This is a genomic window from Streptomyces sp. NPDC059166 (assembly GCF_042755185.1).
In the GTDB taxonomy this organism is placed as follows: Bacteria; Actinomycetota; Actinomycetes; order Streptomycetales; family Streptomycetaceae; genus Streptomyces.
Genome location: NZ_JBHZCI010000027.1, coordinates 1 through 22,375, shown reverse-complemented (window position 1 = coordinate 22,375; position 22,375 = coordinate 1). Strand labels below are relative to the sequence as shown.

The following is a 22,375-nucleotide window of genomic DNA, read 5'->3' as shown; positions in this document are numbered from 1 at the left end:
ACATCCCCGGTGCGGCCCATCCTCCGTCCCGCGAAAGGCGGGCACCGGTGGAGCACCCCTCATCCCTGCGGATGAGACCGCCCCCGAGTCCGCACACCGGCCGCACGCGACCGTGAACGGCAGAAGGGCCCCGCGGCGGGGGCCCTTCCCGGTGTGCGCACACCGCGGCTCAGTGCTCGTCGGCGAGGATGAGGTACAGCTTCTTACGGGCATCGTTGATCACCGTGAGGGCCTTCTGGCGCTGGTCGGCCGAGCCGGTCTTCCAGACCTGGCCGAAGGCCTCCATCAGACCGAAGCCGGCCTGCCGGATCTCGTTCACGCCCTCCCAGTCGACGCCGCGCCCCGCCTCCTCCCAAGGGGCGTCCGGGCCGTTCTCCGCCTCGTCGCGGCCGAGGTCGGTCAGGGTGAAGAGCTTCTTGCCGCCCTCGCTGGCGCTGACGATCAGCCCTTCGTCCTCGAGCATCTGGAGCGTGGGGTACACCGAGCCGGGGCTGGGCTTCCACGCTCCCCCGCTGCGCTCGCCGATCTCCTGGATCATCTCGTAACCGTGCATCGGCCGGTCCTTGAGCAGCGCGAGGATGGACGCGCGCACATCACCGCGCCTCGCCCTTCCCCTGCCGCCCCCGCGGCCTCCCCGGCCTCCGCCGAAGGCCGGCCCGCCGAAGGGACCGCCACCGAACGGCGGCCCGAACGGGCCGAACGCGGGACGCCCGCCTTCGAAGTCACCCCTGCCGACGCCTCGGCGTCCGGGGCCGTGTCCATGTTCGTGTCCATGTGAACGCATGACTGCGCTCCTCTCTTCTCGTATGTTCTCGCGACCCTTCGTCGAACTGTCGCGACCCTTCGACGATATATCGGAAACTATCGTCTGGCAACCACTGCCGCGAGGGGCCACCCGGCCTGTGAAAGCGGGTGACCCTCGATGGGGGCCGGCGAGTCCATCGGCGGAGGTGCCGGCCGGTGACGTGGGGACGGCGGCGGACGGCGACGATCGCTCTGCCCGACGGGTCTGTAGCGTGCGGCCATGACGAGAAGCGATCGGCTCGCGGATCAGTTGGACTGGTACTGGCGCAAGAACCTGCGGCCGCGGCTGGACGGTCTCGCCGACGAGGAGTACTTCTGGGAGCCGGTGCGTGACTGCTGGAGCATCCGCCCACGCGGCACCTCGACCGCACCGGCCCCGGAAGGCTCGGGGGGATGGACGCTGGATCACGCCTCTCCGGACCTGGTGCCGACGCCCGCGCCGGTGACCACGATCGCCTGGCGGCTGGCGCACATCATCGTCTCCTGCCTGGGCTACAGGGTCGGATGGTATTTCGGCGGCCGGGACGTCGACTCCGGGACATTCGCCTACGCGGGGACCGCCGACGAGGCGCTGACACAGCTCGACGAGATGTACGGCAGATGGAACGCGGGAGTACGCGACCTTTCGGACGCCGACCTGGACGATCCGCCCGCGATGGGTCCCGAGCGGTTTCCGATGGAGAACAGGATCCTGCACGTCAACAGGGAGCTGATCCATCACGGCGCCGAGATCTCCCTGCTGCGCGACCTCTACCGCCGGCGTGACGGAGCCGGACAGCACCCGGGCGGCCACCGCTTCGACGTCGCGGCGGAGTTCGACGACTGATGCGGCGCGGGTTGTCCTGGCCGGATGTGGACGTCATGATCACGGGATGGCCGAGGAAACCGTTGTCGAGACGACCTGGCGACTGCTGCTGGAGGGGCATCCCACGGCGCGGCGGGGAAATCACGCCGTCATGGCGGCCGCCCACGCCCAGCCGCGGTTGCGGGCCCTGTTCCCGTTCCCGAGCCACGGCGCGCTCACATTCCACCGGAACACGCAGTTCCCGTGGAGCAACGACCTGCCGTTCATCGTGGGCGACGAGCAGTCCTGCACCGTGTACGCGCCCCTGGGCGAGCCGCACCGTGTCCTGGGCGAGTCGCTCACACCGCACGAGGCGGCCGCGTCGGTGGTGGCCCATCTGCCCCCTGACTGCGGCCCGGCGGTCGAAGGCCCGTGGCCTCCGGCGGAGGACCCCACCGACCGAAGCGACGACGAGACCGCCGCACCGGCGGGCCTCGACCGAGCCTGATCACGCTCCCGGCGAGAACGGACCGCCGCATGGCCGGCGCCGGAAGCACGCCGGGACCCCGGCGGTCCCGGCGGCCGGTGCGACCCCGCCTCGACGCCTTCGTGCCGTCCGTGGACGGCTGTGACGGCGGACAGCCTCCGGCGGGGCGGTCCCACCGATGAGTTCGCCGGTCTCGAACGGTCTGCCCAGTGACACGACCACGCGAGACAGGAGTGCCATGTCCACCATCGAGCCGGTGATCCTGACAGCCCACCAGGACACCCTGGCGGACTTCTACGCAGAGTTGTTCGGGGCGGAGGAGGTCTTCCGGGTACCGGAGGAAGGCCCGGTCTTCCACCTCGGCCTGCGCATCGGCGACACCGGCCTCGGGCTGGTGACCAGAACGGACCTGGGTCCCGAGGGGGCACCCCGGATCCTGCTGAGCATCGGTGTCGACGACGTCGACGAGACGCTCGGCCGGGTGGAGACGCTGGGCGGTTCGGTCCGCGGCGGCGCCAAGAACATGCCGTGGGGCCAACGCGTCGCCCACATCTCCGACCCGGACGGAAACCCGGTGAACATCACTCAGGTGATCCCGGCCCCGTGACGCCGCCGACAGCTGCGGCCTCGCGGCAGGGACACGCCTTCCGGGCTCCCGCCCGCCGTCCTCGGGCAGCGCACCGGCCCGTCAGGCCGCGTCCTCGACCTCCTCGCCGGATTACGGGCCGCCCGGCGGCCGGCATCCGGCGGTCTCGTAGGGTCCCACCATGACGGAACCCTCCTACCTCGCGGCGGTGCGCACGTCGTACGACACCGTCGCCGCCGCCTACGCCGAACACGTCAAGGACCCCGCGGAACTGGATCCGCTGTCGCGGGGGATGCTCGCCGTCTTCGCCGAGTCGGTGCGGACGGAGGGCCTCGGTCCGGCCGCCGACCTGGGGTGCGGCCCGGGCAAGGTGACGGCGTATCTGGCGGATCTCGGCGTCCGCGTTCTCGGCATCGACCTGTCCCCGGAGATGATCGGGCTGGCCCGCCGGGCACATCCTGGCCTGGACTTCGTGGTGGGCTCGATGACCGCGCCACCGGTACGGGACGACGGGCTCGGCGGCGTGCTCGCCTACTACTCCACCCATCACACACCCCCCGAGGTACTGCCCGTCGTGTTCGAGGGGATCCGGCGCAGCCTCGCTCCGGGTGGACTGCTCATGATGGCCGGTCATCTCGGGGCGGACGAAGTACGCCGTCCCACCCAGGCGTACGGGGGTCACCCGGTCTCCTTCGAGACCCACCTGCTGCGTCCCGAGCGGCTCGCCACCCTGCTGGAGCAGGCGGGGCTGACCGTCACGGCGCAGCTGCTGGAGCCGGGTACCGGGACGGCCAGGAGCGGGGGCACGTTCCTGGCCCGGAAGTCCGGAACCAGGTGAACCGGCGCCCTTCCGGTCTTCGGGCCGCACATCCCGAATTGGCCTTGGACCGGGTCCGGGGCACCCGCCTACGGTCGGGTCCATGAAGATCCGCATCGTCGACGCCTTCACCGACCGTCCGTTCGCCGGCAATCCCGCCGGAGTGGTGCTTCTGGACTCCGGTTCCTTCCCCGAGGCAGCCCGGCTGCAGGCCGTCGCGTCCGAACTCAATCTCGCGGAGACCGCCTTCGCCCACCCCCTGCCGCCCGGCGGGGAGGCCGACTGGGCTCTGCGCTGGTTCACCCCGGCGACCGAGGTCGATCTCTGCGGGCACGCGACCCTCGCCACCGCTCACGTGCTGAACACCACGGGGGCCGCACGGGGCACGGTCCGCTTCGCGAGCCGTTCCGGCGTCCTGCGCACGACGGCCCACGAGGACGGCACGCTGACTCTGGACTTCCCGACAGCGCCCCTCACGCCCGTGCCCGCTCCTCAAGGGCTGGCGGACGCGCTCGGCGCCTCGCCGCTCTCCGTGCACGACACGGGGCCGCAGGTCGGGGACCTGCTGGTGGAGCTGCGGGACGAGGCGACCGTACGAGCCCTCCGGCCCGATTTCCGGGCTCTCGCGGCCTGCTCGCGGCGTGGCGTGATCGCGACGGCCCGGGCCGGTGATCCCGCCGGCGGGTACGACTTCGTCTCCCGCGGGTTCTTCCCCGGTGTCGGCATCGACGAGGACCCGGTCACCGGCAGCGCACACACCGCCCTGGCGCCCTTCTGGTCGGCGCGGTTCGGCCGGGACACGCTCACAGGGCTCCAGGCCTCGGCACGCTCGGGCCTCGTCCGGACGACGCTGCGCGGCGAACGGACCCTGCTGACCGGCGGTGCCGTCACGGTCGTCGACGGGGAGTTGCTCACCGGGCTGTGAAGGGGCACGCGCGTCCATGCCGTGAGGCGCCTCCCCGGGCCCGCCTCACGGCGTGGGCAGCCAGCCCACCTTGCCCGCCAGCAGCGCGTATCCGACGAACGCCCCGATGTCGAGGAGGGCGTGCGCGACCACCAGCGGCCCGACCCTCCCCCAGCGCCGGTAGAGCAGCACGAAGACGACGCCCATGACCACGTTCCCGATGAAGCCGCCGATCCCCTGGTAGAGGTGGTATGAGCCGCGCAGCACGGAGCTCGCCACCAGAGCGGCCATCGGCGTCCAGCCCAGCTGACCCAGCCGTCTCAGCAGATAGCCCACCACGATGACTTCCTCCACGAGGGAGTTCTGTACCGCGGAGAGGATCAGTACGGGGAACTTCCACCAGACCTCGGGGAGCGATTCCGGGACGACCGTGAGGTTGAACCCCCCGGCACGGGCGGCCAGGTAGAACGCCAGACCGGCGCTGCCGATCCCGGCGGCGACCATGGCGCCCCGGCCCAGGTCCGGCCACGGCCTCGTGCGGTCGAGCCCGAGGGTCCGCAGACCGGCACCTTCGCGGAGGAGGAGATGGGCGACCAGGGCCACGGGCACGAGAGCGGTCGCGATACCGAAGAGCTGCCAGGCGAGATCCAGCCATGGCCGTCCGGGAGCGTGCGACCCGTTCAGCGTTGCCGCCTGGTCCCTGAGACCGCCCGGCTTCGTCAGTGATCCGATGAAGCTGATCAGGGCGGACACACCGCTCGCCCCGAGCGAGAGGGCCAGCACCAGCAAGGTCTCCGACCGCAGGATGCGCGGGGGTACCCCGGTCCGGGGAATTGTCTGAGCCACGCGTCCCGCCTCACCTTGAACCTGCCGTCGGTCGTGCGTCATAGCTTGCCCGACGGGGTGGGCGGGGCGGGACACCGGGCGGTCTCCCTCAGGGCGCCGTGCGCCGCTCTCCGTGCGCCACGCGTCGTCCTCAGGGCGCCGGGAAGCCGGTGGGCCAGGTGTGCACGGGCTCGCCGGCCTGCATCAGCTCGCCGTAGCGCCGCGTGGTCGCCGCCAGGGCGCCCTCCCGCTCCAGCCCCGCGTCCAGTGCGCGGTGATAGGTGTCGACCTGCCAGGAGGCACCGTTCACCCCGAGGCGGCAGCGCTCCTCGATGACGCCCAGGCAGAGGTCGCGGTCGGAGGGCTCGATGTTCCAGGCGTCGAGTCCGGCCGCCGCGAGCGGCAGCAGTTCGTCGCGTACGAGCTTGACGGCCGGAACCTTGGCCACCCCGCCCGCGCGGCCCGGACGCGGCCAGAGCAGTTCGGCCTCGATGCCGTGGCGGCAGGCCTCGTCGAAGTTCTCGGCCGCCGCCTCGAAGGGCAGCTTCGACCACACCGGACGGGGTTCGTCGGCCAGGGCGCGCACCAGTCCGTAGTAGAAGGCGGCGTTGGCGATGACGTCGACGACGGAGGGGCCCGCCGGGAGCACCCGGTTCTCCACCCGAAGATGGGGAACGCCGTCGACCAGCCCGTACACCGGCCGGTTCCAGCGGTAGACCGTGCCGTTGTGCAGGACGAGCTCGGCGAGCGTCGGCACGCCCCCCTCGTCGAGGACCCGCAGCGGATCCTCCTCGTCGCAGATGGGCAGCAGCGGCGGGAAGTAGCGGACGTTCTCCTCGAAGAGCTCGTAGGCCGAGCTGATCCAGCGCTCCCCGAACCAGGTCCGGGGCCGTACTCCCTGGTTCCTGAGCTCGGGCGGCCGTACGTCGGTGGCCTGCTGGAACAGGGGCGGCCTCGACTCCCGCCAGAGTTCCTTGCCGAAGAGGAAGGGGGAGTTGGCCCCCAGTGCGATCTGCACGGAGGCGATGGCCTGGGCGGCGTTCCAGACGTCCGCGAATCGGTCGGGCGTCACCTGCAGATGCAACTGCACCGAAGTGCAGGCCGATTCGGGCGCAATGGAGGGAGAGGTCGAGACCAATCGCTCGACGCCCTCGATATCGAGGGCGAATTCCTCCCCGCGCGCGGCGGCCATTTGATCGTTGAGGAGGGTGTACCGTTCGGCGTCCGAGAGGTTCGCCGGTACCACGTCGTCCTGTCCCAGCGTCGGCAGGATGCCGATCATCACGATCCCGGCGTCGACCTCCGCCGCCTTCCGGTGGGCATATGCGAGCCCCGTACGGAGCTCCTCCGCCAGCTGGTCGAAAACCCGGCCGCTGAGCCGGTGGGGCAGGATATTCACTTCCAGGTTGAACATCCCCAGTTCCGTCTGGAAATCCCTGCTGGCGATGCGCCGGAGCACTTCCGCATTCCGCATCCTCGGCATACCGTCCGGTCCCGCGAGATTCAGCTCGATCTCCAGCCCCATGAGATTCCTGGGCCGATCGAACCTCCGCTCCGACAGGAGCCTCTCCAGTCCCGTCAGGCACTGGGTGAGCTTCTTGCGGTACGTCTGCCGATCGGACGGGGCAAAGACACCCGCCACGACCTTCTCGCCCATCGAAGGGTCCCTCCTCGAGTGGGCGGCCCGCGGCACAGGCCGCTCGTATCACGATCGATAATGCCCCGGTGAGATGATCCGTAACGCCCCCGGGGCTGACGTGTACCCGGTAGTCTGACAGCTGAAGCCGGAGGCACATTCCGAAGGCATGAGGCATATGCTGGATGCATCGTCGACTTGCACCGCTCGGGCATCGGCGAGTTTGAGCCTACCGCTGGGCCGGGAAAGTTCCTGACGGCAGGGTCCGGGAGGAGCCCGGACCCACATGAACAGTGCAATTCAAAGGCTCAAATACGCCTTGCGCGCAATATCCCGGACGGGTACCCGAAACACCGTGTGAACATTTGTCGTATAAACTCTGCGCACGAGGCAGAGAGTTGACGCATCGGCCCGTCCGCCCCGTCACCGGCCTTCTCTGGCCCCGCAAGCCGACAGCGCCGTCTGCACCCGCCCACGCAACACCGTGTCTCCGAAGTGAGAGGCGACCCACCTATGCCGCTGCATGTTTCTCCGGCCCCCGCGCCCGCACTGCGCAGCGTTCTCGCGGCACTCGGTTCTCCTACCGCAGTCCGTGAGTCCCACACGCCCGCTCTCCGGTCCGTCCAGGGATCACTGAGCCCCGAACTGCCCCTTCCCGTCCACGTGCTGGACCGGATCGTGCCCGACGAGGCAGCACCTCGCACCCGCCTGGCGGGCTGGCGCTTCCTGATCCGCAGCGGTGAACACGCCGTGGCCGCCGCGGACACCATGTGCACCGCCGACGGCTGGACCTTCTCGCACTTCTTCGAGGGCCCGTACATCGTCTCCACCGAACTGGCCGTCCGCCAGGCCGAGTCGACGAAGACGCCCTACCAGCCGCGCCTGCTGTCCGTGCCGGAGCTGTACATGTTCACGCTGTGGCTGCACCACGACATCGAGGACGACGCCGGCTCGGGCGCGCTCGCGCCGAACGACGTTCTGGTGCCCCTGGCGCCCGCCCCTCCGGGGATCACGGCGTACCGCCCCCACCGGGTCGCGGACCTGCTCCCCGTCATGACGCTGCGACTGGGGCCGCCGGCCCTTCCGGGCCTTCCGGAACCCGGCCTGCTCGGTTCGCCCGCCTGACTCCGGCCCCGCGCCCCCGCCGAGTGACCGGGCGGGGGCGCTCCGCTGCCCGTCCGGACTAGTCCGGTCAGGTCACCCCGAACCATCCGAACGGGCAGTGCAGTTGCACCGAACCGTCCGGGCGGGTGATGCGTCATGGGTGGAGAAGAGCAGCTGCTGCGAAATCCCTGCGGAGAGACGCCCGTAGGGCAACACTGGAACCGGACCGACTGATACGGGGGCGGCCATGAACACATCGTCCAGCCGCAGGGCATTCGATTCGACGCAGCGAAAGAACCCATCCATGTGCCAGCACCAGCCACCCTGCCCGACCGCAGACTCCAACGACCGGGAGGCCGCGCGCCTGACGGCCCACCATCCGGAACAGGGCTGGAGCCTGCTGTGCAACGGCGTCCTGCTCTTCGAGGACACAGGTGAACTGCTCCCGGACGGGCAGATCATCGCTCCGCACCGTCCGCTGAGGAGCGGACAGGTGATGAAGGCCGCCTGATCACGGCCGACGGAACACGGGGGCCGGCCGGAGACTTCTCCGTACCGGCCCCGACGCGTGCCTACTGGTCGTACGCGTCCAGCGGCGGGCAGGAGCAGACCAGGTTGCGGTCGCCGAACGCTCCGTCGATGCGCCGCACCGGCGGCCAGTACTTGTCCGCGGGAGTCACCCCGGACGGGAACACCGCCTCCTCACGGGAGTAGGCGTGGTCCCACTCCCCGCCGAGCGCCGCGGCCGTGTGAGGAGCGTTTCGCAGAGGGTTGTCCTCGGCGCTCCACTCCCCGGAGGCGACCTTGTCGATCTCGGCACGGATGGCGATCATCGTGTCGCAGAAGCGGTCGAGCTCGGCGAGGTCCTCGCTCTCGGTCGGCTCGATCATCAGCGTCCCGGCCACCGGGAACGACATGGTCGGCGAGTGGAAGCCGTAGTCGATGAGCCGCTTGGCGACGTCGTCGATGCTCACCCCGGTCGCCTTGGAGATCGGCCGCAGGTCCACGATGCACTCGTGCGCGACCAGGCCCGCCGGGCCGTTGTACAGGATCGGGAAGTGCGGCTCGAGGCGCTTGGCGATGTAGTTGGCGGCGAGCACCGCCACCTGCGTCGCGCGCTTCAGTCCCTCGCCTCCCATCAGCCGCACGTAGGCCCACGAGATCGGCAGGATGCCGGCCGAACCCCACGGAGCCGCGGAGATCGGGCCGACGCCCGTCTCCGGGCCGGCGGCGGGCTGCAGCGGGTGGTTGGGGAGGTAGGGCGCCAGGTGGGCGCGGACACCGACCGGCCCCACACCCGGACCGCCGCCGCCGTGCGGGATGCAGAAGGTCTTGTGCAGGTTCAGGTGCGAGACGTCGCCGCCGAAGTGGCCGGGCTTGGCCAGACCGACCAGCGCGTTGAGGTTGGCACCGTCCACGTAGACCTGACCGCCGGCGTCGTGCACCTCACCGCAGATGTCCGCCACGTGCTCCTCGAAGACACCGTGCGTCGAAGGGTAGGTGATCATGAGGACGGCGAGCTCGTCGCGGTACTGGGCGATCTTGTCCCGGAGGTCCGCGATGTCGACCTCGCCGTCGTCGGCGGTCTTCACCACGACGACCTTCATACCGGCCATCACGGCACTCGCGGCGTTGGTGCCGTGCGCGGAGGACGGGATCAGGCAGACGGTGCGGCCCTCGTCGCCGTTGGCCCGGTGGTAGGCACGCACCGCGAGCAGTCCGGCGAACTCGCCCTGCGAGCCGGCGTTGGGCTGGATGGAGACGGCGTCGTACCCCGTGACCTCGGCCAGGCGCTCCTCGAGTTCACGGATGAGGGTGAGGAATCCCTGCGCCTGCTCGGCCGGCGCGAAGGGGTGCAGCGCACCGAACTCGGGCCAGGTGATCGACTCCATCTCGGCGGTCGCGTTGAGCTTCATCGTGCAGGAGCCCAGCGGGATCATGCCCCGGTCCAGGGCGTAGTCGCGGTCGGCGAGCTTGCGCAGGTAACGCAGCATCGCCGTCTCGGAACGGTGCTGGTGGAAGACCGGGTGGGTGAGCACCGTGTCGGTGCGCAGCAGTGCCTCGGGCAGCGCGTCCTCCGTCGCCGCGTCCAGCTCCTCGACGTCGCCGTCGGCGCCGAAGGCGGCCCAGACCGCCGCGACCTGGGCGCGCGTGGTGGTCTCGTCGCAGGCCAGGGAGACGTGGTCCGGGTCGACCAGACGCAGGTTGACCCCACGCCCACGCGCGTCGGCCACCACGTCGGAGGCCTTGCCGGGGACACGCACGGTCAGGGTGTCGAAGTACGCCTCGTGCACGACCTCCACACCGGCGGCGCGCAGCCCCGCGGACAGGATGGCGGCGAAGCGGTGGGTACGCCGGGCGATCGTCCGCAGCCCCTCGGGACCGTGGTAGACGGCGTACATGCCGGCCATCACGGCCAGCAGCACCTGCGCGGTGCAGATGTTGCTCGTGGCCTTCTCACGGCGGATGTGCTGCTCACGTGTCTGCAGTGCCAGGCGGTATGCCTTGTCGCCGTCCGCGTCGACCGAGACGCCGACGAGCCGGCCGGGGAGGCTCCGGGCGAACTTCTCGCGTACGGCCATGAAGCCGGCGTGCGGTCCGCCGAAGCCCATCGGGACACCGAAGCGCTGCGTCGTGCCGACGGCGATGTCGGCGCCCAGCTCGCCGGGCGAGGTGAGCAGGGTGAGGGCCAGGAGGTCGGCGGCGACGGTGACGACCGCGCCGAGGTCGTGCGCCTGGTCGATGACGGGCTTGATGTCGCGGACGGCGCCGGAGGCGCCCGGGTACTGGAGCAGGACACCGAAGACGCCCCGCTCGGCCACCTCGGCGGGGATGCCGTCGCCGAGGTCGGCGACGACCACCTGGACGCCCGTCGGCTCGGCTCGGGTCTCGATCACCGCGACGGTCTGCGGCAGGGTGTCGGCGTCGACCAGGAAGACGCCGCCCTTCACCTTGCCGACCCGGCGCGCCAGCGCCATGGCCTCGGCGGCGGCGGTGCCCTCGTCGAGGAGGGACGCACCCGACGTGGGCAGTCCGGTCAGGTCGGCGACCATCGTCTGGAAGTTCAGGAGGGCCTCCAGCCGGCCCTGGGAGATCTCCGGCTGATACGGCGTGTAGGCCGTGTACCAGGCGGGGTTCTCCATGACGTTGCGCAGGATCACCGGCGGGGTGAAGGTGCCGTAGTAGCCCAGCCCGATCATCGGGGCGAGGACCTGGTTGCGGTCGGCCAGGCTCCGCAGCTCCGCCAGGACCTCGGCCTCGGTGCGCGCAGCCGGAAGGTCCAGCGCGTCGGCGCTCTTGATCACGTCGGGGACGGCGGCGGCGGTGAGCTCGTCGAGGGAGCCGTAGCCGATCTGGGCGAGCATCTTCGCCTGAGCTCCGGCATCGGGCCCGATGTGGCGCTGTTCGAAGGGAATGCCCTGCTCAAGCTGGGAGAGCGGAGTGCGACGGGGGGTCATGATGGAGGCCTCCTGGTCTGCCACGACCTGCGAGGGGCGCCACGGCGTGGCTGCCCGAACGGCCTCCCCATCTGTCATCTCGACCTGAGAGCTTCACCGGTACGCCCCGGGGCACACCGGCTTTCACCGTCGGTGAGGGCGGCGCCCGCGGCGGCACATGCCGTACGGAATCCGCCCTGCTTTCCAGAGTGACCTCGTCCGTGCGGTACGGGGGCCTGAGAGATTCCGGGGAGGAGTTGCTCCTTCGGCGCCTCCGGAATCACTCCGGAGGACTCTCCCGCACAGGGTCAGCAGCCACGTCCCAGCCTACCAGCGGGGTCGCGGCGGGCCTTCCCGAGTGGCCGATGCCCGGGATCTGGCCTTTCGTAGAGCCTGTGGAGCAGTAGCGACCACCTGACGCAGTTGTGACCAGTGGGAGGCACCGTGCAGACCGACATCGATCCGCGCAGCCTGATCGGCCGCAAGGCCTTCGACCGTCGAGGTGCCAAGATCGGGACGGTGGACGAGGTCTATCTCGACGATGCCACCGGGGTCCCCGAGTGGGCCGCCGTGCGCACCGGCCTCTTCACCAGGGACGCGTTCGTCCCTCTGGAGCCGAGCGAGTTCGTCGACGGGTCACTGGTGATCCCGTTCGACCGGGCGCTGATCAAGGACGCTCCCGACTTCGGCGTGGGCCGCCACCTCTCCCCCGAGCAGGAACTGCAGCTCTACCGGCACTACGGTCTGGACGCCTCCCCCTCACCCTCCGGCGGCACGGGTCCCGACCGGGACTTCGGCAAGCTCGCCGGCCACGACGAGTAGTCCACCGGGTCCCTCACCAGGGGCAGCGGGTCGGCAGGCCGCAGCTCCGGGTCGTCGATGCGGAACGTCCGCACCCGGCCGGGTTCCGTCCACGGTTCCTCGAACCGCACGGTGACCCGGCCGATGCCGCTCCCCTGTACCCATCCGTGACCGTGGACGTCGTGCCGCACGTCGTGTCCGGCGGCCCAGCGGCGCTCCGGCGGCTGCTCCCGCACGGCCGGACCGGGGGCGCCGTCCTCGGCGCCGGCCCCGTCGTCGCCGCCCGGCCCGGTGGCGCCCACGGCCGCGTGTCCGGCTTCCGCGGCCTGGGCGAACAGGTCCTCCTGGGTGAAGTCCGCCAGCCCTGTGACGCCCACCCCGAGCAGCCGTACGCCCCCGGTGGTGTCGACGGCGTCCAGGAGGCGCGCAGCGGCCTCCCTGACCACCGTGGGGTCGTCGGTGGGGCCACGCAGGGTCTCGGATCGGGTGAGTGTGGAGAAGTCGTACCTGCGGACCTTGAGGACGACGGTGCGTCCCGACCGGCCCGCGCCGCGCAGCCGTCCCACGCACCGGTCGGCGAGCCTTTCCACCTCGTGCCTGACCCGGACACGGTCGTGGAGGTCGATGTCGAAGGTGTCCTCGACGGACACCGACTTCGCGTCCCGCTCGGCGACCACGGGACGGTCGTCGTACCCCTGCGCCATGCGGTGCAGGGCGATGCCGTGCGCCCGTCCCAGCAGCCGCACGAGTTCCGCCTCGCCCGCCTCGGCGAGATGGCTGACAAGGGTCATTCCCGCACGCCTGAGATGGTCCCCCGTGGCCGGTCCCACGCCGGGAAGGATCCGTACGGACATGGGCGCGAGGAGCTCCCGCTCGGTGCCGGGCTCGATGAGCATGAGCCCGTCAGGCTTCGCCTCCTCGGAGGCGATCTTCGCCAGCATCTTCGAGCCGGCCAGCCCCACCGAGCCGCTGAGCCCGGTGACGGCCCTGATCACCTCGCGCAGCTCCCCGCCGACGGCGCGGGCGGACACCGGGTCGTCGGCCACACCCCCGGCCTCCAGATCGACGAACGCCTCGTCGAGACTGAGGGGTTCCACCAGTGGCGAGAGTCTGCCCAGCAGCTCCATCACCTGGTCGCTGACCGTCCGGTAGAGCGCGAACCGTGGCACCAGATAGGCGGCGTTGGGTGCCAGCCGCCTGGCCTGGGCCATCGGCATCGCCGAATGCACACCCAGCCGTCGCGCCTCGTACGACGCCGTGGCGACCACTCCGCGCATCCCCAGACCGCCCACCACCACCGGCTTTCCCCGGAGGCTGGGCTTCGCCGCCTGCTCCGCGGAGGCGTAGAAGGCATCCATGTCGAGATGCAGAATGGTCGGCGCGGCTCTCACATGAACCGATGCTGCCCTACGGCACTGACAACCGGGCAGCCCGGCACACGGACCCCACCGGGCTCCCCCGGGATGTCAGCCCGCGCGGTTGCGCCGCCTTGCCAGCTCGTCGGCGGGATTGTGGCCGATCAGGGTCTCCCCCGTGTCGACACGCTCGCCGTGGAGCTGGGAGAGCGCGGCGTCGACGTCCCGCCAGACGACTCCGACCGCGATTCCGAAGACGCCCTGGCCCCCTTGGAGCAGGTTCACGACCTCGTCCGGTGAGGAGCACTCGTAGACGGTGGCCCCGTCGCTCATCAGGGTCATCCGCTCGAGGTCGGTGAAGCCGCGGGCTCTGAGGTGCTGCACGGTCGTGCGGATGTTCTGCAGTGCGACCCCTGTGTCGAGGAACCGCTTCACGATCTTGAGAAGAACCACGTCACGGAAGCTGTAGAGACGCTGCGTCCCCGATCCGTACGCGGGGCGGACGCTCGGCTCCACGAGTCCCGTGCGCGCCCAGTAATCGAGCTGCCGGTAGGTGATGCCGGCAGCCGCGCAAGCCGTAGGCCCCCGGTAGCCGATGTCCTCCGCCGCTGCCGCACCGTCCGCTGCCACCACAGCCGGCTGAACCGGCTGTCTGATGGAGTGGTCGGCCGCACTGCCGTGCTGCCGGTACGGCCCACCCGCTGCCGCACCGTCGCCGCTGATCCTCACGCCGACCTCCGTCCTTGACCTGCCATCTCGAAGGTAGGCAGTCACCAGGGGTGCGTCAACGATCGCCACACTCGGCACGCCGAGTGATAATCACCCTGAGGGTGGTTTCCCGTGACCGATTTCGGGGAACGGCTTGTCGGATGCGCTCGGGGCGGCACCGGCCCGGAAGGTCACTGGCTGTTGGTGTCGAAGTCCTCCGGGGAGATCTGGTCGAGGAACTCGCGGAACTTCTCCACCTCGTCCTCCTGCTCGTCGGGGATCGCGATGCCTGCGTCGTCGAGCACCCCGTCACTGCCGTAGATCGGCGTACCGGTGCGCAGGGCGAGCGCTATGGCGTCGGACGGCCGCGCGCTCACCTCGACACCACTGGCAAAGACCAGCTCCGCGTAGAACACCCCTTCGCGGAGGTCCGTGATACGGACCTCGGTGAGCTCCTGGCCTACGGCCTCGAGCACATCCTTGAAGAGATCATGGGTCAGCGGCCTGGCCGGAGCCATGCCCTGCTGGGCGAAGGCGATCGCGGTCGCTTCCCCAGGGCCGATCCAGATAGGGAGGTACCGGTCGCCTCCCACTTCACGCAGGAGCACGATCGGCTGGTTGGAGGGCATTTCCACCCGGACACCCACAACGTCGAGCTCGTTCACACAGCAACCCTAGGACGTGCCCGCCATGTTTGGATAGTCGGGCTCCTCCCAGGTCAGTGGAAACCGGCTTTCAGAGCGCTCTGCACGAGCGCCGCGTGGAGCCGTACGGAGAGGTCGGCGAGCTCCTTGGCGGTGGCCTCGGCGTGGGCCCTGGTCTGCGGATTCCGGTGCCGGCGCAGAGGCGCGACGACCTGCTCGACCAGGCCGGCCTCGCGTTCCGCGGCCGCCTTCACCGCCCGGATGTGCCGCGGTTCCAGTCCGAAACGGCCCAGGTCGCACACGAGGCGGGCGATCGTGACCGCGTCGGCGTCGTAGCTGCCCCCTGAGGCGGGCACCACGAGTCCGTAGGCCTCCCACTCGTCGAGTTGCTCCTCGGTGGCCTCGGTCGCGGCGAGCAGCTCCGAGCGCCCGATGCGGGGCGCCGTGGTCGTACCCGCGTCCTGGTCCCATCGGGTGTCGCCGGAGTCGCCCCGGCCGCCACCGGACGGCAGCACCGCCTGCTCGCCACGGGCCAGGGCGTCCAGGTGCTCACGGATGACCTTGAGCGGAAGGTAGTGGTCCCGCTGCATCCGGAGCACCTGAGCCAGCCGCTCGACGTCGGCCGGGCTGAACTTCCGGTACCCCGATGGGGTGCGGTCGGGCTCGATGAGCCCTTCCGCCTCGAGGAAGCGGATCTTCGAGATGGTGACTTCGGGGAATTCGTCGCGCAGCTGCAGAAGCACCGTTCCGATGCTCATGGCGCGCTGGCCCGGGGCGGCGGTGCCGTTGCCGGCACCGCCTGTCGGTGTTCGCAGCATGGACCTTCCTCAGGTCTCCCGGACGATGTCCGGGAGACGGTCACACGCCCCGCTGGCTCGCGTAGAAGACCAGCCGGTACTTACCGATCTGGACTTCGTCGCCGTTGGTCAGCGCGACGGAATCGATGCGCTCGCGGTTGACGTAGGTGCCGTTGAGGCTGCCGACGTCGCCCACGGTGAAACTACCGTCCGGACTCCTGTGAAACTCCACATGGCGCCGCGACACGGTCACGTCGTCCAGGAAGATGTCGCTCTGGGGGTGGCGGCCGGCCGTCGTCAGGTCGCTGTCGAGCAGGAACCTGCTGCCCGAGTTCGGGCCGCGACGGACCACCAGGAGGGCGGAGCCCGCCGGCAGTGCGTCCACCGCTGCCTGAGCCTCCGGCGAGAGCGACGGAAGCGCCGTCTGGCCTGTCGCCTCGGCCTCGTACGCCTCGATACCGGAGATGGAGATGGTCGAGGTCGTCTCCGAGGCACGCTCGGGAACCCCGCCCCGCAGCGGGGCGCCGCAGTTGGAGCAGAAGCGGCTGGCCTCTGCGTTCTGATGCCCGCACCTGGTACAGACCGGCATGGACGAGCCCTTCGGAGCGGGGGCGAACCCTCCACCCGTACTCGAGGTCGATGAGTCCCCGAAACCTATGCGTCCCGCACCGGCGGGGTCAACAGACGGCGCGCCGGACCCGTGCACCTCGTCACGGAACAGCGGGCGCTCCGTGCCCTGCTCCTCTGCTCCCTGCCCCTGACGCGGCGCACGGTGGCGGGCAGCGCTGTCGCTGTCCTCGCGGGAGCTCTTTCCGAACAACTTCGCAAACAACTTCACGGGCGTTTCCCCTTGACCGAAATAGACCCGCCCGTGGGGCAGGACGAACCCTGAACGAACACACCTGCCGACCCGGACATCCTCACAACGTCCGTATCCACCCGACAGTTTCCACCACGCGTCACCGATCCGTTGCGCCGACCCCCCGCAACCCGCGACCCGTGTCCCCCGAGACCCCCGAACCTGTGTCTCACGGCGACGACGACCGAGCGTAATCAGGCTGTTTCGCCGGACGCAAGGCGTCCACGACGATGTCGTCGACGCGTTTCACCTCAGCCGTGGCCTGCTCCTTCTCGAGCGTCTGCACCACCCCGCCAGGGATGTTCAGCGCCGGCTCGAGATCCTGCGGCTTGCCGATGACCTTGAACTCGTACGGTGCCCCGACCTTGCGGCCGTCGACCTTCAGGTCTCCCCCGTCGCCGGAGAAGTACGTGTCGGCCACCACCCGCACACCGTTGATCTCGATGGCCTCGGCACCGGCGGCACGCAGCTCCTGGATGGTGTCCAGGAGCATGTCCGCCTCGACCGCGCCGCTCGGGTCGCTGATCGTCAGCGTGATACCGGGGCCGTGCGCCGCGACCGTTCCTGCCAGGATACCGAGCTGGCGTTCCTTCTCGAGCGTCTGCTTGCGGGCCTCCTCCGCCTGGTCCGAGCTGTTCTCCAGCTCCGTGCGCTGGTCGTCGAGACGCTGCTTCTCGTCCTCCAGCCGCTGGGTGCGGTTGTCCAGTTCGTCGAGGATCCGGACGAGGTCCTCCTGGCGGGCTCCGCGCAGGGCGCTGTTGTCGCTGTTGGACCGCACCTGGATGGCCAGCCCCAGACCGAGGACGAACAGCAGGAGAGCCACGATGAGTTGGGCTCTGCTCACCCGGGGCGGCCAGAGGCCGGCCCTCAGCCGCTGGCGGCCCGAGACGGCTTCCTCGGGCTCCGGAGGAGGGGGTGCGGGCGTGGGCTGCTCGGCCGGGAGTTCGCGGGCCGGGTACCTGTTGCCGGGGCTCTGTGCGTCGTGGGAGTTCGGTGTGTTGTCGTTCATCTGCCTCACGCCCGGAACACGTGCCGGCGGATGGCCGCGGCGTTGGAGAAGATCCGGATGCCGAGCACGACCACCACACCCGTGGACAGCTGGGCCCCGACGCCCAGCTTGTCGCCGAGGAAGACGATCAGTGCGGCGACGACCACGTTGGACAGGAAGGAGACCACGAAGACCTTGTCGACGAAGATCCCGTCGAGCATGGCCCGCAGACCGCCGAAGACGGCGTCGAGCGCGGCGACCACCGCGATCGGGAGGTAGGGCTCCACCACCGCCGGCACTTCGGGCCGGACCAACAGTCCGACCACGACTCCCACGACGAGGCCCAGTACGGCGATCACGATGTGCCCTTCCCTGTGTCTGCCGCACCACTGCCCGTGTCTGCGACCTGAGGTTCTGCTGTACGTACGATCAGGCTGGGCGCGGCCGGCAGCCGCACCTTCTCCTGTGCGGAGATGCTGGTGCGGATGTCGAAACTCTCGTGGAGCGCCTGCAGGTAGAGCCCGTCGGCACTGTCCTGGAAGGCGTCGGCGAGGTTCTTCCCGTCCCCCACCGCGAGCACCGTGTAGGGCGGCACCAGCGGCCTGTTGTCGACCAGTATGGCGTCGCCCGCGGCACGGATCGCGGAGAGGGCCGTCAGGCGCTGACCGTTGATGGCGACCGCTTCGGCGCCCGACTGCCACAGGCCGTTGACCACCCGCTGCATGTCCCGGTCGCGCACCCGCCCGGTGTCGGCGAATCCGGTGGACTCGCGTGGCCCTCCGCCTCCCTGATCGGTGTCCTTGGCGTCGTCCACGACGAGCTTGACCCCCGGTCCTTCGACCGGGGTGGCTCCGGAGAGCAGGGCGACCAGGCCGCCCTGGTCGCCGCCGTGCTCCTGAAGCGCCTTGCGCTGCCGCTCTCCGACGTCCACACGCAGTTCGTCGACGTCCTTCTGGAGAGCGTCGGCCGTCGACGTCTCCGCGTTCACCCGGTCGATGAGCTCCTCGCGTTCCTTCGCGACGACCGGAGCGGCGACCTGTGCCTCGGCGGCGCCGAGGGTCACGACCAGCGCGGCGAGTACCAGACCCGCGGCCAGTGCCAGCTTGGCCTTCAGGGTGCGGGGCATCCCCTCGCGCCCCTCCGACCTACGGCGGGCCGACGCCTCGGCGTACCCCTCGTCGAGGCTGTGTTCCATCACGGTGGTCAGCAGCGACATGGACGCGTCGGGGCGGGGACGCGGCGGTGCGCTACTCCGATCGGGGGGCGGCTGCGACATGCCGCACATCGTCGCACGTCATGCCTGCCAGCGCCGAATGGCCCCACCGCAGGCCCGGGTTCCGCGGCGCGGACCCCCGGGCCTGCGGGTTCTCCACTCAGTCCCCTGTGCTGTCCACGACCGCCGACCACTCGTCCAGCAGTGCCTGCGCGGAGGCGTCGTCGGGCCCCTCGGCCCAGAGGTGCGTGACGGCTTCCGCCCGGTCGGGCAGAACCATGACCCAGCGCCCGTCGGTCTCGACGACACGGACCCCGTCCGTGGTGTCCACGCTGCGGTCTCCGGCCGCCTCGACCACCCTGCGCATGACGAGCCCCTTGACCGCCCATGGCGTGGCGACGTCGCGGCGCAGGACGTGGGCGCGCGGGATACGGGCGTCGATCTGGCTCAGGGTGAGCTGGGTCCTGGCGACGAGGCCGATGAGCCGGACGAAGGCGGCCGCCCCGTCGAAGACGCTGCTGAACTCCGGCACGATGAATCCTCCGCGGCCGTCACCGCCGAAGATCGTGGCGTCCTCGCGCCCCACGCGCGTCAGGTCGTCCGGGGACGTGGTGGTCCACTCGACCTGTGTGCCGTGGTACGCGGCGACCTGCTCCGCGACGCGGGTGGTCGTCACCGGGAGGGCCACCCTTCCGCTCCTGCGCTCCGCCGCGACGAGGTCGAGCATGACCAGGAGGGCCCGGTCGTCCTCGATGATGCGGCCGCGCTCGTCCACCAGGGAGAGCCGTTCGCCCACCGGGTCGAACCGCACCCCGAACGCCGCCCGTGCCGAGGAAACGATCTCCCCGAGACGAACCAGTCCGGCACGCCTGGATTCGGCGGACTCCGTCGGCCGGGACTCGTCGAGCCCGGGGTTGATCGTCAGCGCGTCCACCCCGAGGCGTCCGAGCAGGCTGGGCAGCACGAGCCCGGCGCTGCCGTTGGAGGCGTCCACGACCACTTTGAGGCCCGCGTCGGCGATGCCGCTGGTGTCGACGTTGCGGAGCAGGGAGCCGGTGTAGGAGTCGAACACGCTCGACGGGAAGTGGAGGTCGCCGATCTCGCCCGGGAACGCCCTGCGGAACTCCTGCCTGGCATAGACGCGGTCCAGCTTCTTCTGGCGGGCCTGGGAGAGATCCGCTCCCCGCTCGTCGAAGAACATGATGTCGACCGAGTCCGGCACTCCGGGAGAGGTGCGGATCATGATTCCGCCGGCGCTGCCCCGCGCGGTCTGCTGGCGGGCGACGGGCAGCGGGACGTTCTCCAGGTCCCGGACGTCGATGGCACTGGCCTGCAGGGCCGAGATGACCGCTCTCTTGAGCGCACGGGCACCACGGGAGTGGTCACGCGCGGTCGTGACGGTCGCGCCCTTCTTCAGGGTCGTCGCGTACGCGCCGGCGAGCCGAACGGCGAGCTCCGGGGTGATCTCCACGTTCAGGATCCCGGAGACGCCCCGGGCTCCGAAGAGATGGGCCTGTCCTCGCGACTCCCAGATGACCGAGGTGTTGACGAACGCGCCGGCCTCGATGGTCTTGAAGGGGTAGACGCGGACGTTGCCCTGGATGATCGATTCTTCGCCCACCAGGCATTCGTCGCCGATGACGGCGCCGTCCTCGATGCGCGAGGCCCGCATGATGTCGGTGTTCTTGCCGATGACGCATCCACGCAGGTTGCTCTGCTCGCCGATGTACACGTTGTCGTGCACCACCGCACGGTGGAGGAACGCGCCGGACTTCACGACGACGTTCGACCCCACGACGGTGTGTTCGCGGATCTCCGCACCGGCTTCGATCTTGGCGTAGTCACCGATGTACAGCGGTCCCCTGAGCACCGCGTCGGGGTGGACCTCGGCGCCTTCCGCGACCCAGACGCCGGGAGAGATCTCGAAGCCGTCGACGTCCACGTCGACCTTGCGCTCGAGTACGTCGGCCTGGGCCTTCACGTAGCTCTCGTGGGTGCCCACGTCTTCCCAGTAGCCCTCGGCGATGTAGCCGTAGATCGGCTTTCCGTCCTTCATGAGCTGCGGGAACACGTCTCCGGACCAGTCCACCGAGGTGTCGGCCTGGACGTAGTCGAAGACTTCGGGCTCCATCACGTAGATGCCGGTGTTCACCGTGTCCGAGAAGACCTGACCCCAGGTGGGCTTCTCCAGGAAGCGCTCCACCTTCCCCTCTTCGTCCACGATCGTGATGCCGAATTCCAGGGGGTTGGGGACCCGCGTCAGGCACACCGTGACGAGTGCGCCCTTCTCCTTGTGGAAGGCGATCAGATCGGTGAGATCGAAGTCGGTGAGGGCGTCGCCGGAAATGACCAGGAAGGTGTCGTCCTTCAGGGCTTCCTCGGCGTTCTTCACGCTTCCCGCGGTACCGAGTGGCTTCTCCTCGTTGGCATAACTGAGCTCCATACCGAGCTCCTCGCCGTCGCCGAAGTAGTTCTTGACGAGGGAAGCGAGGAACTGAACAGTGACAACTGTTTCGTTGAGCCCATGCCGTTTGAGCAGCCGCAGCACATGCTCCATGATCGGCCTGTTGGCCACGGGCAGGAGCGGCTTGGGCATGCTTGAGGTCATGGGGCGAAGGCGGGTGCCTTCACCGCCTGCCATCACGACGGCCTTCATGTCGGAAACGTCCTCCTCGAAGAGACGACGGTCGAGCCGACTTCACCCGTCGGGGCAACACCTCAGCATCAGGTGCGGGCCGGCGACACTGCACGGCACCACATCAACGAGCTAATCGGCTACTTCATCCGCCTTGACCAGACGGCGGACCTGGACCACGTAGAGGATCCCTGCCCACCAATAGAGGGTTGTACCCCATCCAGCGAACGCCCATCCGAAAATGGTGCCCAGCGAAGCAAGCCAACCACTTCCGTCGCTGAGCAGCAACAAGGGGAAGGCGTACATCAGGTTGAAGGTCGCGGCTTTCCCCAGGAAGTTCACCTGCGGCGGCGGGTAGCCGTGCCTACGGAGGATTGCGACCATCACGAGGAGCATCAGTTCGCGGGCGAGCAGTGCGGCCGTCAGCCAGAGCGGGAGGATCTCCCGCCAGGTGAGTCCGACGAGGGTGGACAGAATGTAGAGGCGGTCCGCTGCCGGGTCCAGGAGCCGGCCGAGACTGCTGATCTGGTTCCATCGGCGCGCGAGCTTGCCGTCGAGGTAGTCGCTGATTCCGCTCAGCATCAGGACCAGAAGTGCCCAGCCGTCGCTGTTGGGCCCGCCGAACACAGGGCGGAGGATCAGCCACAGGAAGAGGGGTACGCCGACGAGGCGAGCCATGCTGAGGATGTTGGGGATGGTGAGTACTCGGTCCGTCTGAACTCGAGTCTCCTGGACCTCCACCCGGGGGCCTCCTGTGAAGAACGTGCCAATGATGCCCCCTGACCTTACCCTCAGCTTCCGGCGCCCGGTGCACGGGGGTGCGCGGGATACGCGCAGGCTGGTCCTGGAACGCAGAAAAGCCCCGTGCCACAAGGGCACGGGGCTTTCCCGGAATAATTGTTCGGCGGCGTCCTACTCTCCCACAGGGTCCCCCCTGCAGTACCATCGGCGCTGAAAGGCTTAGCTTCCGGGTTCGGAATGTAACCGGGCG

The 22,375-nt window shown here is 69.7% G+C and carries 22 protein-coding genes, 1 rRNA gene and 1 riboswitch; of the genes, 8 read left to right on the top strand and 15 right to left on the bottom strand.

The annotated features are described in order from the left end of the window. Positions 1 to 169: 169 nt before the first annotated feature. A complete protein-coding gene (locus tag ACFXOA_RS20810; protein WP_385030344.1) occupies positions 170 to 784 on the bottom strand; it encodes a PadR family transcriptional regulator in 615 nt (204 codons plus the stop codon). A gap of 240 nt (positions 785 to 1,024) precedes the next feature. On the opposite strand from ACFXOA_RS20810, the gene ACFXOA_RS20805 reads away from it, so the two are divergent. The 5 genes from ACFXOA_RS20805 (at position 1,025) to ACFXOA_RS20785 (ending at position 4,403) form a co-directional block, all read left to right on the top strand. Continuing rightward, the gene (locus ACFXOA_RS20805; RefSeq protein ID WP_385030342.1) at positions 1,025 to 1,630 is read left to right on the top strand and encodes a DinB family protein; all 606 of its coding nucleotides are present in this window, start codon (positions 1,025 to 1,027) and stop codon (positions 1,628 to 1,630) included. Positions 1,631 to 1,676: 46 nt separating this feature from the next. Continuing rightward, positions 1,677 to 2,096 (top strand): DUF6193 family natural product biosynthesis protein, encoded by a 420-nt coding sequence (locus tag ACFXOA_RS20800; protein WP_385030339.1) that lies wholly within the window; start codon positions 1,677 to 1,679, stop codon positions 2,094 to 2,096. A gap of 217 nt (positions 2,097 to 2,313) precedes the next feature. After that, positions 2,314 to 2,682, top strand: a complete 369-nt coding sequence (locus ACFXOA_RS20795) for a VOC family protein (protein ID WP_385030336.1) — start codon at positions 2,314 to 2,316, stop codon at positions 2,680 to 2,682. A gap of 160 nt (positions 2,683 to 2,842) precedes the next feature. Continuing rightward, positions 2,843 to 3,499 (top strand): class I SAM-dependent methyltransferase, encoded by a 657-nt coding sequence (locus ACFXOA_RS20790; RefSeq protein ID WP_385030334.1) that lies wholly within the window; start codon positions 2,843 to 2,845, stop codon positions 3,497 to 3,499. Positions 3,500 to 3,581: 82 nt separating this feature from the next. After that, positions 3,582 to 4,403: a PhzF family phenazine biosynthesis protein gene (locus ACFXOA_RS20785; RefSeq protein ID WP_385030331.1), complete on the top strand. Its 822-nt coding sequence runs from the start codon at positions 3,582 to 3,584 to the stop codon at positions 4,401 to 4,403. Positions 4,404 to 4,448: 45 nt separating this feature from the next. Here ACFXOA_RS20785 and ACFXOA_RS20780 read toward each other — a convergent pair whose 3' ends face one another. Both ACFXOA_RS20780 and ACFXOA_RS20775 read right to left on the bottom strand, forming a co-directional pair. Beyond that, positions 4,449 to 5,270 (bottom strand): CPBP family intramembrane glutamic endopeptidase, encoded by an 822-nt coding sequence (locus ACFXOA_RS20780; protein WP_385030328.1) that lies wholly within the window; start codon positions 5,268 to 5,270, stop codon positions 4,449 to 4,451. Between the two features lie 88 nt (positions 5,271 to 5,358). After that, the gene (locus ACFXOA_RS20775) at positions 5,359 to 6,864 is read right to left on the bottom strand and encodes a glutamate-cysteine ligase family protein (RefSeq protein WP_385030325.1); all 1,506 of its coding nucleotides are present in this window, start codon (positions 6,862 to 6,864) and stop codon (positions 5,359 to 5,361) included. A gap of 492 nt (positions 6,865 to 7,356) precedes the next feature. Here ACFXOA_RS20775 and ACFXOA_RS20770 point away from each other — a divergent pair, with 492 nt between their 5' ends. Beyond that, positions 7,357 to 7,968 carry a hypothetical protein gene (locus ACFXOA_RS20770; RefSeq protein ID WP_385030322.1) on the top strand — a complete coding sequence of 204 codons (612 nt, stop codon included), beginning with the start codon at positions 7,357 to 7,359 and terminating at the stop codon, positions 7,966 to 7,968. Positions 7,969 to 8,251: 283 nt separating this feature from the next. Further along, entirely contained in the window at positions 8,252 to 8,458 is a 207-nt protein-coding gene (locus ACFXOA_RS20765; RefSeq protein ID WP_104790521.1) for a DUF5999 family protein, read from the top strand. Positions 8,459 to 8,519: 61 nt separating this feature from the next. Here the strand turns inward: ACFXOA_RS20765 and gcvP are convergent, their stop codons facing one another. Then, entirely contained in the window at positions 8,520 to 11,405 is a 2,886-nt protein-coding gene (gcvP, locus tag ACFXOA_RS20760) for an aminomethyl-transferring glycine dehydrogenase (protein ID WP_385030318.1), read from the bottom strand. 193 nt (positions 11,406 to 11,598) lie between these two features. Continuing rightward, positions 11,599 to 11,695: riboswitch (glycine riboswitch) on the bottom strand. A 133-nt stretch (positions 11,696 to 11,828) separates the two neighbouring features. On the opposite strand from gcvP, the gene ACFXOA_RS20755 reads away from it, so the two are divergent. Beyond that, entirely contained in the window at positions 11,829 to 12,206 is a 378-nt protein-coding gene (locus tag ACFXOA_RS20755; protein ID WP_385030315.1) for a PRC-barrel domain-containing protein, read from the top strand. Here the strand turns inward: ACFXOA_RS20755 and ACFXOA_RS20750 are convergent. From ACFXOA_RS20750 to rrf, 11 genes are all read right to left on the bottom strand, one after another. Continuing rightward, entirely contained in the window at positions 12,122 to 13,576 is a 1,455-nt protein-coding gene (locus ACFXOA_RS20750; protein WP_385030313.1) for a DNA polymerase IV, read from the bottom strand. The genes ACFXOA_RS20755 and ACFXOA_RS20750 overlap by 85 nt on opposite strands. A gap of 75 nt (positions 13,577 to 13,651) precedes the next feature. Further along, entirely contained in the window at positions 13,652 to 14,269 is a 618-nt protein-coding gene (locus tag ACFXOA_RS20745; RefSeq protein WP_385030310.1) for a MerR family transcriptional regulator, read from the bottom strand. 170 nt (positions 14,270 to 14,439) lie between these two features. Continuing rightward, positions 14,440 to 14,913 carry a bifunctional nuclease family protein gene (locus ACFXOA_RS20740; protein ID WP_014044725.1) on the bottom strand — a complete coding sequence of 158 codons (474 nt, stop codon included), beginning with the start codon at positions 14,911 to 14,913 and terminating at the stop codon, positions 14,440 to 14,442. A 53-nt stretch (positions 14,914 to 14,966) separates the two neighbouring features. After that, on the bottom strand, positions 14,967 to 15,710 hold the full coding sequence (locus tag ACFXOA_RS20735; RefSeq protein WP_385030307.1) for a MerR family transcriptional regulator: 744 nt from the start codon (positions 15,708 to 15,710) through the stop codon (positions 14,967 to 14,969). A 40-nt stretch (positions 15,711 to 15,750) separates the two neighbouring features. Continuing rightward, on the bottom strand, positions 15,751 to 16,656 hold the full coding sequence (locus ACFXOA_RS20730; RefSeq protein WP_385030531.1) for an FHA domain-containing protein: 906 nt from the start codon (positions 16,654 to 16,656) through the stop codon (positions 15,751 to 15,753). A gap of 61 nt (positions 16,657 to 16,717) precedes the next feature. Beyond that, entirely contained in the window at positions 16,718 to 17,557 is an 840-nt protein-coding gene (locus ACFXOA_RS20725; protein WP_385030304.1) for a DUF881 domain-containing protein, read from the bottom strand. Positions 17,558 to 17,562: 5 nt separating this feature from the next. After that, on the bottom strand, positions 17,563 to 17,895 hold the full coding sequence (locus tag ACFXOA_RS20720; RefSeq protein ID WP_003970459.1) for a small basic family protein: 333 nt from the start codon (positions 17,893 to 17,895) through the stop codon (positions 17,563 to 17,565). After that, entirely contained in the window at positions 17,892 to 18,812 is a 921-nt protein-coding gene (locus tag ACFXOA_RS20715) for a DUF881 domain-containing protein (protein ID WP_385030301.1), read from the bottom strand. The genes ACFXOA_RS20720 and ACFXOA_RS20715 overlap by 4 nt, the downstream gene beginning before the upstream one ends. 97 nt (positions 18,813 to 18,909) lie before the next feature. Then, the gene (locus tag ACFXOA_RS20710) at positions 18,910 to 21,405 is read right to left on the bottom strand and encodes a sugar phosphate nucleotidyltransferase (RefSeq protein WP_385030298.1); all 2,496 of its coding nucleotides are present in this window, start codon (positions 21,403 to 21,405) and stop codon (positions 18,910 to 18,912) included. A 111-nt stretch (positions 21,406 to 21,516) separates the two neighbouring features. Further along, positions 21,517 to 22,125, bottom strand: coding sequence for a CDP-alcohol phosphatidyltransferase family protein (locus ACFXOA_RS20705; protein WP_385030295.1), 609 nt, complete (start codon positions 22,123 to 22,125; stop codon positions 21,517 to 21,519). A 158-nt stretch (positions 22,126 to 22,283) separates the two neighbouring features. Further along, positions 22,284 to 22,375 (bottom strand): 5S ribosomal RNA (rrf, locus tag ACFXOA_RS20700); the annotation flags it as partial.